Source organism: Prevotella merdae (assembly GCF_900290275.1).
GTDB lineage: Bacteria > Bacteroidota > Bacteroidia > Bacteroidales > Bacteroidaceae > Prevotella > Prevotella merdae.
Genome location: NZ_LT985324.1, coordinates 99,326 through 113,397 on the forward strand (window position 1 = coordinate 99,326; position 14,072 = coordinate 113,397).

Sequence of the window (14,072 nt, forward strand, 5' to 3'; positions counted from 1 at the left end):
CCTACAACGTAGTATGAGAAAAGGAATTTTTTTTATTGTGCTTGCCATTGTGGTATGCGCGGTAAGTTTTTCTTCAGTAGGCTGTACTGACAAGAAGCCTACACCAACCGATTCGGACAGCGTGGTGTCCGCCGTTGGGCAAGAGGTGGTAGACACGATGGAACAGATAATCGCCGAGACACCTATGCCTAAGGCAGCCGACGAGTTGTTCGACGATTTCTTTTTTAACTTTGCCGCCAACCGTAAGCTTCAGATGAAGCGTATCCACTTTCCGTTGCCTGTTTATACTGGTGGCGACTCGGTGTTGATACAGAAGAAGCGTTGGAGAATGGACAACTTCTTCATGCGCCAGGATTTCTACACGCTGATATTCGACAACATGAAGCAAATGAATGTTGTTAAGGATACGGCAATTGGTCATGTGGTTGTGGAGCGCATCAATCTTAAGCGTCATCATGTGCGTCAGTATGTGTTCAACCGCATAATGGGACAGTGGATGATGACTCGTATTGTGAACAAATCGTTGGCTAAGAGCAAGAATGCCTCTTTCTTGCAGTTCTATAGCAAGTTTGTTGCCGATTCTACTTTCCAGATTAAAAGCATCAACGATCCGCTTGAGTTTACTGGTCCAAATCCCGACGACGACTTCTCTACAATGAGTGGCATACTTGCTCCAGAGCAATGGCCGTCGTTTGCGCCTGAGTTGCCTAACTCGGTAATATACAACATATTGTATGGACAGAAGTATTCGGAGAGCAGTCAGAAGATATTTGTGATACGTGGTATTGCAAACGGACTTGAGACCGAGCTCACCTTCCGTCGCAAGGGCGGACATTGGAAACTGATGAAAATAATAATGTAGACATTACTAACACGAATATGAAGGACATTCTCAACTGTAGTCTTCTTGCCCACAACACGTTTGGCATAGACGCACGATGCAGTCGTTTTTTGGAGTACGCTTCTGTAGAGGAGGCGCAGCAAGTGGCTCTTTTATTAAGAGACGAGGGCTTGCCTTATATAATAGTGGGCGAGGGCAGCAATCTTTTGCTCACAAAGGATTATGATGGTATTGTGGCTCATTCTGCCATCCTTGGCTGCAAGGAAGTAAGTGTGGATGGGGCTAATGCAGATGAAGTGTATGTGAGTTATGGCTCGGGTGTTACCTGGGACGATGTTGTGGCCGAGAGTGTAAGCAATGGATGGCATGGAGCAGAGAATCTGTCGCTTATACCTGGCGAGGTTGGTGCAAGCGCCATACAGAATATTGGTGCTTATGGTGCCGAGGCAAAGGACTTGATATATAAGGTTGAGGCTGTGGAGATAGCTACCGGAAAGGTAGTGGAGTTTGGTGTTGACGAGTGTGCTTACTCATACAGGCAGAGTCGTTTCAAGCATGAGTGGAAGAATAAGTATCTTATCACCCATGTCACCTATCGTTTCTCACGTCATTATTCGCCCGACCTCGACTATGGCAATATACGTCAGGCTCTTGCTGCAAAGGGTGTTGAGGGAATGCCTTCGCCTGAGCTTCTGCGTCAGACAATAATAGAGATTCGCCAGGCAAAGTTGCCCGACCCTAAGGTAATGGGCAATGCAGGTAGTTTCTTTATGAATCCTATCGTGGGTCGTGACGTATATGAACGTCTTGCTGCACAATACGAGGCGATGCCGCATTATGTTGTTGATGCTGACCATATCAAGATTCCTGCAGGATGGATGATAGAGCAGTGTGGATGGAAAGGCAAGTCGCTTGGACGTGCTGGTGTGCACGATCGCCAAGCCTTGGTTCTTGTAAATCGTGGCGGAGCAACGGGCAATGAGGTTGTTGCCTTGTACGAGCAGATAATAAAGGACGTTAAGAAGAAATTCGGAATTGAGATACATCCGGAAGTAAATGTTATTTGAATAAGGAATTAAGAGTTACGAATTAGGAATTGTTCTCGGCTTCGCTTGCGATTGAGAATTGAAGAATTTGGAATTAATAATTCGTAACTCGTAATTCTTAACTCGTAATTCTTAACTCTTAACTCTTAACTCGTAATTCCACAAATGGATTCTTCACTCTTCACTCTTCGTTCTTCCCTTAAAGTCACTCTTTTAGGAACCGGAACATCCGGTGGAGTACCTTCGCTTGGATGTCATTGCAAGGTATGTAGCAGCAACGATCCTCGCGACAAGCGCATGCGTTGTGTGGCATTAATCGAATCGGACACAACCCGAGTGCTGATAGATTGCGGTCCTGATATACGCCAACAGCTAATGCCGTTGTCCTTCAAACCGTTAGACGCCATACTGTTGACCCATATACATTACGACCATGTTGGAGGCATAGACGACTTGCGCCCATTTTCTGTCTTCGGTCCTATACGTCTATATGGCGACAAGAAGACGTGCGAGCATGTGCGCCAGATAATGCCATATTGCTTTGGAGAACATCTCTATCCCGGTGTACCAAAGCTTGAGCTGCACGATGCAGAGCCGCATGTTCCCTTGCATATAGGCAACCTTACAATTGTGCCAATACAGGTTATGCACGGCAAGATGCCGATACTCGGTTTCCGTATAGGTTCGTTTGCCTATATCACAGATATGAAGACAATTGGCGATGGCGAGCTGCCTTATCTCGAAGGAGTGGAGACACTTGTAGTAAATGCCCTACGATTTGAGAAGGAGCATCACTCGCACCAATTGGTCTACGAAGCCATAGAGTTTGCCCGTCGCATTGGTGCCAAGCGTACATACATAACTCATGTATGTCATCACATTGGATTGTATGATGAAGCCCAACGGCGTATGCCAGAAGGCGTTACATTGGCTTACGATGGCGAGGTTATATGTTGCCCCCAACCTCCTACTGTATAAAAAAAGAAAACCTATTGGAACAGAACTCCAATAGGTTTTCTTATCTACGTTTCTTGTTACCGAAGAGGAATGCACCCTCCTGATATTTGCGGTAAAGCTTCCAGCCCAACAACACACCGTCGAACACTCCAGTGCCGAGACTTAACATACGTGCAATCTTCTGTGCTTTGTTTTGTGGAGCAGGTTCCTCTTTGTGGAACAGCTCGTTCCAAGCAGAAGCAATTTTCTCCTCGTCTTGGTGTATGCGTGTGCGTAGTTCCTCTTTGTAGTCGAGTATGTCTTCAAGCGATCTAAACTCTCGCTTGTTGTTTTCTGTAATATTCTGTGCCATTTCGCCTAAATCTTTATAAGATAATTACTGATAACATGATGAATACCGACTGTCTTTAATCGTGCATAAGCAAGCTTGCCAGGAATCGCACAAGTGGACGCTCAATCCACTTTTTTCTGAACATAATGCACATAAAGAACACCAGAAGATAGGCTCCAGCAATGCATGCAAAAGCAGCAGCGGTTCCTACAAGTGGTTGTATGGCGTAAGCAGCTGCGAACGACAGGTAGATGAGTGCAAGCACAAGTAGCAACGACAACACCGCAACCATTATAAGTGCAGTGAGCAGACGCACAATTTTATCGATTACATCGAGCTTCATGTATTTGGACTGAAGCCCGATGTAATGCCTTACAACTTCTACGAGTTGTGCTATTGTCTCTATGTTTTTATCTGTTGAGAACATTAGCAAATGTCTGTGTGTTATTAGTCGTTAGCGTTGTCGGTAGCCTCCTTGATGTCGTCAACGAGGTCGTCTACTTCCTTACGGCTTACGCGAATGTTGTGCTTCTTGCAGAAATCATCAACAGCATCGCCAATCTTTGTACGTGTTTCGCTTCCCTTTTCTGGAGCCAACAAGATACCTAATGCTGTGCCGGCGATAGCTCCGCCCAAAAATGCTCCAATGTAACCTAATGTTTTCATGTCGTTTAAAATTTATAAGTTATAGAATATAGATTTAGCCGCCGACCTTAACCTTGGATTTTCGCATATGTAGGATATTACATTCCATTTGTTGTGCTTAAATACCGTTGGTGTTTGTCTTTGGTGAGAGCAAATATAATAAAAATATTCCATCTTTCAGCCTTTTTCTTGCAATTTTTTCTTAAAATATACAGAGAAATCATATTTAACAAACTTTATGCGCCAAAGAACCTCTTTATTATAATATATTTTGTAATTTCGCACCAAAATGTACGTAATATAAATCTCTAATAACACAATATTGATATGAAGAAAAGTATGGTTTTGTGCGCAGGTGTCTGCGTAGCATTGGCTTTTACAAGCTGCAAGTCACAGGAAAGCGCATACAAGAAGATGTATGATAAGGCTCAGGCTAAACACGAACAGCCTGCTGAGCAGCCTGTACAGGAGGAAACTCCAGTTGTAGCGCCTATCGTTGAGAAGCCTGCCACAGAAACAACTGTTGTTGACAACTCAGACAACGTAGCTGTACGTTCAGAGGATTTTACCTTGGTTGACGGTTCTGGTTTGAACAACTTTAGCGTTGTTGTTGGCTCTTTCTCAGTTAAGGCCAATGCTCAGGGGTTGCAGGGTCAGCTCAAGGCTGCAGGAAAGAACGCACAGATTGTATACAATTCGGAGCGCAATCTCTACCGTGTAGTTGCTGCAACATTTGCAACTAAGGCTGAGGCTGCACAGTCACGCGACCAACTTATGGGTCAGTATCCAGGTGCTTGGTTGCTCTACAAGAAGTAATCTGAAACGTAGAACAACTAATATATTATTGTGGCCCGTATACTTTCGATCGACTATGGAAAGAAGCGCACGGGCATAGCTGTCACCGATCCGCTGCAGATTGTACCTGGCGGATTGGCGACAGTAGCAACGTGCGACCTTATGAAATTTCTTAAAGACTATGTGTCACGCGAGTCTGTGGAACGCATAGTAATTGGTGAGCCTCGCCAACTAAATGGTGAGCCAAGCGAGAACCTGCAACGTGTGCGTCAGTTTGCGGCACAGTGGCGTAAGCAAATGCCAGGTATTCCGCTCGAGTTTTACGACGAACGCTTCACATCTGTGCTTGCCCATAAAGCTATTCTTGATAGTGGTATAGGCAAGAAGGCGCGCCAAAACAAGGCGCTTGTCGACGAGATAAGTGCCACTATTATTCTTCAGGATTACCTTCGGATGAAGGGAATATAGAAACAAAAACATCAAAATGATTTTACCTATTTATACATACGGTCAGCCGGTGCTTCGCAAAGAGGCGCAAGACATCACGCCTGACTATCCTGAGCTTAAGACGCTCATAGCCAATATGTACGAGACGCTCACCGAGAGCGACGGCATTGGACTTGCTGCTCCGCAGATAGGTCTTGACATTCGCCTCGTGGTTATCGATCTTGATGTATTGAGCGAGGACTTGCCCGAGTACAAGGACTTCCGCCATGCCTTTATCAATCCTTATATCCTTGAGTATGATGAAGACTCGAAGAAGGAGACAATGGAGGAGGGATGTTTGTCGTTGCCAGGCATTCACGAGAGCGTTACACGCCCAACACGCATACACGTAAAATATATGGACGAGGACTTCAACGAGCACGACGAGTGGGTTGAGGGCTATCTTGCACGTGTAATGCAGCATGAGTTCGACCATCTTGGTGGCAAGATGTTTATCGACCGCATATCGCCTATGCGTCGACAGCTCATCCGTGGCAAACTTAAGAACCTTCTGCTTGGACGCTTCCGCTGCTCTTATCGCACGAAGGTTTTGAAGAAATAAGGACGGTTTAGGCAGGAGGTTATGGCTATATATACGGCCACAGCCTCCTGCAAATAGTCTATATATATGAAAAATAATTTGGTCAATCGTCACATATTCAATCTTTCGTTTTATAAGGGCAAGAGAGAAGGCGCTCTTGTTCTTTTAGTTTTCATACTCCTTTTATGCCCATTTCAACGCGTTAAGGCGCAATTCAATACCGACCGATTGATGATTTCGGGGCGTAGTGCGTTGTATTATGAGGATTATGTGCTTTCTATACAATATTTTAATCAGGTGCTCACAGCAAAGCCTTATCTGTATGAGCCTTGGTTTTTCCGTGGCCTTGCCAAGTTTTATCTCGACGATTTCTCAGGAGCTGAAGCCGATGTGACAAAGGCTGTCGAGCTTAATCCATATATATATAATATGTACGAGCTAAGAGGCTTGTGCAATATACGCCAGAACAAGTATGCTCTTGCCATTGCCGATTACGATAACTCCATACGTCTTAATCCGCAGAACCAGGCAGCATGGTACAACCGTGCACTTTGCCGTGTGGAGCTGAAGGATTATGCAAAGGCACAACTCGAACTCGATACTGTTGTAACTCGTTGGAAGAAATTTGCTGGCGCATACACGCTTAAGGCTCAGATATATCTTGCCCAGAAGGATACTACTAAAGCCGACCAATGGCTTAACCGTGGACTTGAGGTTGATCCTTATGATGCGGATGCGTGGAACACAAGGGCAATGATATCGCTGTCGCGCTCGCATTGGAAGGATGCCGACACTTATCTAAGCAAGGTTATACACCTTAAGCCAAAGAATGTGGGGTGTTATGTCAATCGTGCACTTGCCCGATTAAACCTCAACAACCTGCGAGGTACGATGTCCGACTATGACACGGCACTTGACCTTGACCCCGACAATTTTCTTGCCCACTATAACCGAGGATTGCTGCGTATGCAGCTTGGCGACGATAACCGTGCTATTGAAGACTTCAACTACGTTATAAAGATGGAGCCCGAAAACGTGCTTGCCATATACAACCGTGCCATATTGCTTGACAAGACAGGCGATCTGCGTGCGGCCATACGCGACTATACCCGAATGATAAATCAATTTCCAAACTTTTGGAATGGTTTGGCGCGACGTGCATCATGCTATCGTAGATTGGGCATGACAGCAAAGGCCGAGCTCGACGAGTTTCGTATATTTAAGGCTCAGAACAACAAGCATCTAGGCATACAGCCAAGATGGTCGGCTGCCAAGCGCAAGCAGATGCGTAAACGTAGTGAGATAGACCCCGACAAGTACAACCAGATTGTTGTGGCCGATGAGCAGACAGCAGAACACGAGTACAAGAGCGACTATCGTGGACGTGTACAGAACAGAGCTACCGGAATGGATGCTATGCCTATGTATCATCTGTCTTATATGCAGTATGCAAGCGATGTGCACACCTATCATGCATTTGCCCCAAAGGTAGAGACATTCAACAATGCTCATACACGCAATTTGCGAATGTATGTAAGCTGTGCTATGCGCCAGCTAGACGAGCACGAATCAAGAGTTATGCTCTCTCGCGTAGATTCGCTTACGGCTGTTATAAGCCACACACGCGACGAGCGTCAATTGGCCATTATACTTAAACAGCGTGCTGTGGCAGAGAGTGGCGCACAAAACTATGATGCTGCTATAACTGACCTTACAGCATGTATTGGCATCGACTCAACCTCTGTGCTTGCCTTGTGGCAACGTGCTTACTGCCAGTCAATGATGAACGAGTTTGACCATTCGGTTTCATCGGCTACTGCCAAGCAAGACCCGGCACTTAATGCAATGCGTGTGATAGCCGATCTCGACCGCGCTATACAGCTTGATGAGGATAATCAATATCTCTATTACAATAGAGGTTGTGCCAATCTTACGCGCAAAGACTATATGCATGCAATTGACGACTTTACGCGTGCCATTAATATTGACGCAAATCTTGCAGAGGCGTATTACAATAGAGGACTTGCCCGTGTGCAAAATGGACTGAAAGCCGAGGGCATAGCCGACCTCAGCAAAGCCGGAGAACTTGGACTATACAATGCTTATAGTGTGATAAAACGAGTGTCTGCGGATAAATAGTAAAAACGAAACTAATAACAATAAAACAAAATGATAAGAAAACTCTTTGCCTTGGTGCTCTTTATGTTGTGCACCAGCGTATTTGCTGCTACCAAACCCTATGTGCCACAGAAACGAGAGTTTCGTGGTGCTTGGATTCAGTGTGTCAATGGACAATTCATAGGTATGTCGACACATAAGATGCAGCAAACCTTAGTCTATCAGCTTGACGAACTGCAGAAGGATGGTGTCAATGCTATATTCTTTCAGGTGCGTGCCGAGTGTGACGCTCTTTACAAGAGTGACATTGAACCATGGAGTCGTTTCCTTACTGGTCAGCAAGGCAAGGCTCCATCACCTTATTGGGACCCCTTACAGTGGATGATTGACGAGTGTCATAAACGTGGAATGGAGTTGCATGCATGGCTTAATCCTTATCGTGCAAAGACCAAGTTCACATCTACTCTCGATCCTAACCATATTGCTATGAAGCGTCCGGGCTCGGTATTTCCTTACGACGGACTGTTTATTCTTAATCCAGGACAGCCCGAAAACCGCAAGTATATAATAAATGTGGTTAACGATATTGTGTCGCGTTATGATGTCGACGGCATACATATGGACGACTATTTCTATCCATATCCGGTGGCAGGAGTTCCTATTCCTGATGACCGCGAGTTTCAATACAACAGCAACGGCATACGCGACCGTGGCGACTGGCGTCGTGACAACGTCAACATCTTTATTAAAGAATGTGGCGAGAGCATACACCGTATAAAGCCTTGGGTTAAGTTTGGTATTTCACCCTTTGGCATCTATCGCAACAAACGTGTAGGAGTGGAGTTTGGAAGTGCAACCAATGGCACGCAAAACTATGATGACCTTTATGCCGACGTACTGTTATGGGTGAACAATGGATGGATAGACTATTGTGTGCCGCAGCTTTATTGGCAGATAGGGCATAAGTCAGCCGACTATAAAACGCTTATTGAATGGTGGAACAGATACGCTTCCAAGCGTCCGCTTTTCATTGGCGAGGATGTGGAGCGCACAGTTAAGTTTGCCGACCCAGATAATCCTAACAGCAACCAAATGCCTGCCAAGTTTGCCCTGCACCAGCAACTGCCATACGTAAAGGGTACCGTGCTGTGGTATGCCAAGGCTGCAGTTGACAATGTGGGCAATTATGGTACTATGCTGCGTCAGCGTTATTGGCGCTACCCGGCTCTTCAACCACGCATGCCTTTCATCGACTCGAAGGCTCCGAAGAAGCCTCGTAAATTGGCTGATATATGGACTGCCGATGGACCAGTGCTCTTCTGGACCAAGCCTAAGGCTAAGAAGTGGGGCGACGAGGCTACCAAATTTGTGGTCTATCGCTTTGAGAAGGGTGAGAAGATAAACCTTAACGACCCGTCAAAGATTGTGAAAATAACACACGAGACAATGTATCGCTTGCCTTATGAGGGTGGACTTAAGAAGTATACATACGTTGTAACTTCGCTCGACCGCCTTAGCAATGAAAGTAAGGGGGCAAAGCTGAAGGTAAAGTTGTAAGCGCGTTTAAGCTGCTCTAAAGATTAGCATATAACAATAATGGCTGGATTTCCTCTTGGGGAATTCAGCCATTATTGTATTCCTTAAATCGGCTCATCCGATATTTTACTAATGTGCATCGTCTCTCAAGATACACACTCGCATTCTCAAGCCTATATTATTGCAGCGTTTTAATTACCTTTATAAGCTTTAGATAACCTATGCGTTCGATCTATGCTTGCTATCAAATGTACGTATGCTTGCTATCAAATGTACGTATGCTTGCTAACAAATGTACGTATGCTTGCTTGCCGATATTTAATTATATCTATTCGTCATCTTAAAGATCAATGTGCCTCCATTCATTATAGCTGTGTGGTCGATATGGTTGGTCTTTAGTTTCTTGCCGTTTAGAGTTATGCTTTCAACATATTTATTTGTCTCTGATAGTCCGTCGGCAATAATTGTAAATGTCTTTCCATTCAGAAGGTGTATGGTTATCTTCTTCATTTGTGGAGCGCCAAACACATACTGACCGCTCACAGGATTTACTGGATAGAAGCCCATAGCCGACAGCATATACCATGCCGACATCTGTCCACAGTCGTCGTTGCCGCATAGACCGTCTACTGTAGGACGATACTGAGTGTTGAATATCTGGCGTATCAGCTCTTGTGTGCGCCATGGACGACCTGCCAATGTATATAGATAAGCTACGTGGTGAGACGGTTCGTTGCCATGGGCATATTGTCCTATCAGACCAGTTACATCGGCCAGTTTGCTCTTAAGTTGCAGCGAGAAGAACTGGTCAAGCTTCTTCAAGAACGGCTTGTTGCCGCCAAAGAGTTTTATCAGTCCTGGTATGTCGTGTTGTACTTGCCATGTATACTGCCATGCATTACCTTCGGTATAGTCACCTCCTATACTCTCGGCATGTGCAAGGTCGCTCGGGTTGAATGGAGTCTTCCATGTGCCGTTAGATAGGCGTGGGCGCATAAAACCAGTAGACTTGTCAAACAGATTCTTGTAGAATTGCGAGCGGCGCTCAAAGTATTGTTGGTCTTCTTTCTTGCCCATAAGACGTGCCATGTCGGCTGCACAATAGTCGTCGTACATTGACTCGAGCGATGATGATACCGATTCTGATTTGATGATGTCGGTAGGCAGATAGCCATACTTTGTATATGTTTCCCAGTTGCTTTTTAGCTTATGTGATATTGTCTGTGTGTTTTTTATAGCCTTGAAAGCACGCTCGGCATCGAATCCACGGAATCCCTTATGATAGGCTTCTGCCACTATTGATACAGCATGATTGCCTACCATACAATAGTTTTCCTTGCCCCACAATCCCCATATAGGCAGAAAACCTTGTACCTCGGCTTGCTCTACAAGTGAGCTAACCATAGCGTCTACACGGTCGGGCATAACAATTGTGTAGAACGGATGAGCTGCACGGTATGTGTCCCAGCAAGAGAAAGTGGAGTAGAACTGTCCGTTTTCCGCCTTTACTATCTTGTCGGCTGCATTGCGGTACATTCCGTCAACATCGGCTATTTGGTTAGGCTGTATAAGCGCATGGTAGAATGATGTGTAAAAGTTCTTCTTCTGGTCGTCGGTACCTTCGATGTCGATACGTTTTAGATACTTGTTCCACTCGTTATTGGCAGATTGCTTTACGGCAGCAAAGTCCCAGTAAGGAACTTCTGTATATAGATTCTTTTTAGCTCCATCAACACTTGTAGTAGACATAGCAATCTTCATAAGCAACTGTTCGCCTTGCTCTATACCATCGAATGTGGCAACTATACGGTCGCCTTTTTCTGTATCAGCAGCTTTGTTAAGTGTTATGTGGCTTGCTACGGGGCGGTTGAACTTAATAATGAAGAAGTAGTCTTGTTTTACCCATACGGTGTTCTGTACATGTCCTACAAGTGTGTATGCATCCTCCCAGTGGGTCTCGCAACGATTTACTTGTGAGTGATATTGTTTGTCGTTCCATGCAGGACCGTGCTGAAGGTCAATAAGTACAGAAGTAGAGTCGGTGCTGTCGTATGTATAACGGTGAAAAGCCACATGTGCCGAGGCTGTTAGTTCTGCCTTGACTTTGGTATCGGTAAGGTAGACAGAGTAATAGCCTGGTGTAGCAAACTCTTGTGTCTTGTAGAAATGTGATCGGTATCCATCCCAAGAGCGTGTGCGTTTGCCGGTAGATGGCATTACGAGAATATCGCCAAGATCCATGCAGCCAGTACCGTTGAGATGGTCTTGTGTGAATCCCCATATTATAGAGTCGCTATAAACATATTCTGAACAATAGCGCCACCCGATACCGCCAGTTACAGGACTCGTCTGTATCATGCCAAACGGTCGGCAAGCTCCAGGAAAAGTGTGACCATTGTCGGCATTGCCAACAAAAGGGTCTACATATTTAGTGTATTCTGTTTGTCTAGCAAAGGCTTGTTGTGCAACAATACCTAATAGAAATATAGCCGTAAAGGCATATCTGTAGATTAAGGATTTAGGTTTGTTCATATTACTTTAGTTTATATTATTACTGTTTGCAAATTTAGCTAAATTTATCAGGTTGAACAAGTCAACAAAATTTATTTTACTGCTAAAGCTTCATCAAATAATATATTTTATTTACCTTTGTATATGTCTAAATTGCTGACATTGGGTTTAACGTTAAAACACAGAATATTATGATAATACATGTTGCCAATCCTATTTACGACTCCGTGTTTAAGTATATTATGGAGGATGAGCGCATAGCCAAGACTATGCTGTCGGCATTGTTGAAGAAAGAAGTGGTTCATGTGACGGTACGTCCGCATGAATACAGCAATACAACACGAGACACGCTGTCTATGTTTCGCATTGACTTTGCTGCTACAGTACGTGAGCGCGAAGGCAATGAGATAAAGGACCGTATTGTGCTGATAGAATTGCAGAAAACGTGGCTTAATACCGAGACGCTGCGTTTTCGCCAGTATTTGGGAGCTCAGTACAGCAATAAAAACAATATACGCGAAGCCGAAGATAAAGGTTTTGCCTACCCAATGGTGGCTGTTTATTTGCTCGGGCATAGGGTTGGCAACATAAAGGAGCCTATTGTATATGTCAACCACGACGTGTTCGACTATAACGGAAACGTTGTTGAGGATGGCAATATGGAGCCTTTTGTGGAGAGTCTTACACACAATAGTATCATTGTACAGATACCACTACTACATGGTAATGTGAACAATAGACTTGAGAAGGTGCTTAGTGTGTTCGATCAGACTTTGGTTGATGGTGACACTCAGCAGGTACTTAAGATTGACGAGGACAAGTTTGCAGACGATAACGATATGCTATATGTGCTACATAAATTGACGGCTGCTGCAGCAAACTCGGAAATGAGACAAGATATGAATGTGGAGGACGAATACTATAAAGCTATTGAAGACCGTGATACAGCTATTATGCAGAGGGATAAAATGCTGAAAGAGAGAGATTGCAAGATGGCTCAAATGGACGAACGTTTATCTCAGCAAAGTGAACAGTTGTCTCAGCAAAGTGAACAGTTGTCTCAGCAAAGTGAACAGTTACGTAATATGGCTAAGGCCTTATTTGTAAATGGTCTTTCTGTTGAGCAAATCTCTAATATGACAGGAATAGACATTGATATCATTGCAAAATTTATAGGATAATAATAAGTTAACGTGAGTTCGACGAAATATAAGTGTCTAAAAATTTGGTGATTAGCGAAAATTGTTGTAACTTTAATGTGCTAAAAATCAAAATTTTACAAACAATAATCGCTATGATCACCGAGGACAAAGTTACTGAAATTTTCTGTATTGCGGATGACTTCTGCAAAGTTTTTGATGCCCAAATGGAAAAATACACCATAAAAAGCAATTTAAAACGCAAATATCATCGTGAATCGACCATGTCAAAGGCTGAAATTATGGTTATCGTTATACTTTTCCACAGTTCAGGCTTTCGTTGCCTGAAACATTTCTATAAGGAATATGTATGTGTTCATCTTCGACATTTATTTCCAAATGTAGTATCATATAACCGTTTTGTGGAACTTCAGAAGACCATTGCCATTCTGTTGGCTATCTTTATAAAGAAGGTTCTTTTGGGAAAATGTACCGGAATAAGTTTCGTAGACAGCACACCTCTTCGTGTATGTAGAACCCAAAGAATCCATATTCACAAGACATTTAAAGGCATCGCACAAAAAGGCAAATGTTCTATGGGATGGTTTTTCGGCTTTAAGCTCCACCTTATATGTAACGAAAAGGGAGAATTGCTTAACTTCATGATAACTCCTGGCGATATTGACGACCGTAAACCATTAGAATACAAAGCGTTTGTGAATTTCATATACGGCAAGCTTGTAGGAGATAAAGGATATATAAGCAAGAACCTGTTCAATCGACTTTTCGTTGATGGAATACAACTCATCACGAAACTAAAAAGCAACATGAAGGGTTCTATTATGAAAATATCAGACAGGCTCTTGCTTAGAAAGAGGGCGATCATAGAGACCATTAACGACGAACTTAAGAATATTGCACAAGTGGAACATTCCAGACACAGATCATTCGATAACTTCATTGTCAACACTCTTGGATCTTTGGCTGCTTATTGTTTCTTTCCTAAGAAACCAACAATTGCAGTTCAAAGGACAGTAGATAGACAATTAACGTTATTCTAATTCGTCGAACTCACGTTAAGTTAGATAAGTATCTAATATAAATCTTAGATACTATAAGCAATATG

The 14,072-nt window shown here is 43.9% G+C and carries 14 protein-coding genes; 10 read left to right on the forward strand and 4 right to left on the reverse strand.

Annotated features, from left to right (window positions below; genetic code table 11):
- The first annotated feature begins 13 nt into the window (after positions 1 to 13).
- From C9991_RS06830 to C9991_RS06840, 3 genes are all read left to right on the forward strand, one after another.
- Positions 14 to 862, forward strand: a complete 849-nt coding sequence (locus C9991_RS06830; RefSeq protein ID WP_106811853.1) for a DUF4348 domain-containing protein — start codon at positions 14 to 16, stop codon at positions 860 to 862.
- Between the two features lie 17 nt (positions 863 to 879).
- The gene (gene murB / locus C9991_RS06835) at positions 880 to 1,908 is read left to right on the forward strand and encodes a UDP-N-acetylmuramate dehydrogenase (RefSeq protein ID WP_106811854.1); all 1,029 of its coding nucleotides are present in this window, start codon (positions 880 to 882) and stop codon (positions 1,906 to 1,908) included.
- Positions 1,909 to 2,052: 144 nt separating this feature from the next.
- Positions 2,053 to 2,865, forward strand: a complete 813-nt coding sequence (locus tag C9991_RS06840; RefSeq protein WP_106811855.1) for an MBL fold metallo-hydrolase — start codon at positions 2,053 to 2,055, stop codon at positions 2,863 to 2,865.
- Between the two features lie 40 nt (positions 2,866 to 2,905).
- On the opposite strand, the gene C9991_RS06845 is transcribed toward C9991_RS06840, so the two are convergent.
- The 3 genes from C9991_RS06845 to C9991_RS06855 are packed head-to-tail and all read right to left on the reverse strand — an operon-like array spanning position 2,906 to position 3,841.
- A complete protein-coding gene (locus tag C9991_RS06845; protein ID WP_106811856.1) occupies positions 2,906 to 3,196 on the reverse strand; it encodes a hypothetical protein in 291 nt (96 codons plus the stop codon).
- A 55-nt stretch (positions 3,197 to 3,251) separates the two neighbouring features.
- Positions 3,252 to 3,602: a phage holin family protein gene (locus C9991_RS06850; protein ID WP_106811857.1), complete on the reverse strand. Its 351-nt coding sequence runs from the start codon at positions 3,600 to 3,602 to the stop codon at positions 3,252 to 3,254.
- A gap of 20 nt (positions 3,603 to 3,622) precedes the next feature.
- Positions 3,623 to 3,841: a YtxH domain-containing protein gene (locus tag C9991_RS06855; RefSeq protein WP_106811858.1), complete on the reverse strand. Its 219-nt coding sequence runs from the start codon at positions 3,839 to 3,841 to the stop codon at positions 3,623 to 3,625.
- 306 nt (positions 3,842 to 4,147) lie between these two features.
- On the opposite strand from C9991_RS06855, the gene C9991_RS06860 reads away from it, so the two are divergent.
- From C9991_RS06860 to C9991_RS06880, 5 genes are all read left to right on the forward strand, one after another.
- The gene (locus tag C9991_RS06860) at positions 4,148 to 4,636 is read left to right on the forward strand and encodes an SPOR domain-containing protein (RefSeq protein WP_106811859.1); all 489 of its coding nucleotides are present in this window, start codon (positions 4,148 to 4,150) and stop codon (positions 4,634 to 4,636) included.
- A gap of 30 nt (positions 4,637 to 4,666) precedes the next feature.
- Entirely contained in the window at positions 4,667 to 5,083 is a 417-nt protein-coding gene (gene ruvX, locus C9991_RS06865) for a Holliday junction resolvase RuvX (RefSeq protein ID WP_106811860.1), read from the forward strand.
- 16 nt (positions 5,084 to 5,099) lie between these two features.
- Positions 5,100 to 5,663 (forward strand): peptide deformylase, encoded by a 564-nt coding sequence (def, locus tag C9991_RS06870; protein ID WP_106811861.1) that lies wholly within the window; start codon positions 5,100 to 5,102, stop codon positions 5,661 to 5,663.
- Between the two features lie 66 nt (positions 5,664 to 5,729).
- Positions 5,730 to 7,781, forward strand: a complete 2,052-nt coding sequence (locus C9991_RS06875) for a tetratricopeptide repeat protein (RefSeq protein ID WP_106811862.1) — start codon at positions 5,730 to 5,732, stop codon at positions 7,779 to 7,781.
- Between the two features lie 30 nt (positions 7,782 to 7,811).
- Entirely contained in the window at positions 7,812 to 9,317 is a 1,506-nt protein-coding gene (locus C9991_RS06880) for a glycoside hydrolase family 10-like protein (RefSeq protein ID WP_106811863.1), read from the forward strand.
- Between the two features lie 297 nt (positions 9,318 to 9,614).
- On the opposite strand, the gene C9991_RS06885 is transcribed toward C9991_RS06880, so the two are convergent.
- Positions 9,615 to 11,828 carry a GH92 family glycosyl hydrolase gene (locus tag C9991_RS06885; RefSeq protein WP_106811864.1) on the reverse strand — a complete coding sequence of 738 codons (2,214 nt, stop codon included), beginning with the start codon at positions 11,826 to 11,828 and terminating at the stop codon, positions 9,615 to 9,617.
- A 170-nt stretch (positions 11,829 to 11,998) separates the two neighbouring features.
- Here C9991_RS06885 and C9991_RS06890 point away from each other — a divergent pair, with 170 nt between their 5' ends.
- Both C9991_RS06890 and C9991_RS06895 read left to right on the forward strand, forming a co-directional pair.
- Positions 11,999 to 12,988, forward strand: coding sequence for a hypothetical protein (locus C9991_RS06890; protein ID WP_106811865.1), 990 nt, complete (start codon positions 11,999 to 12,001; stop codon positions 12,986 to 12,988).
- Positions 12,989 to 13,101: 113 nt separating this feature from the next.
- Positions 13,102 to 14,007, forward strand: coding sequence for an IS982 family transposase (locus C9991_RS06895; protein WP_106810622.1), 906 nt, complete (start codon positions 13,102 to 13,104; stop codon positions 14,005 to 14,007).
- Positions 14,008 to 14,072 lie beyond the last annotated feature (65 nt).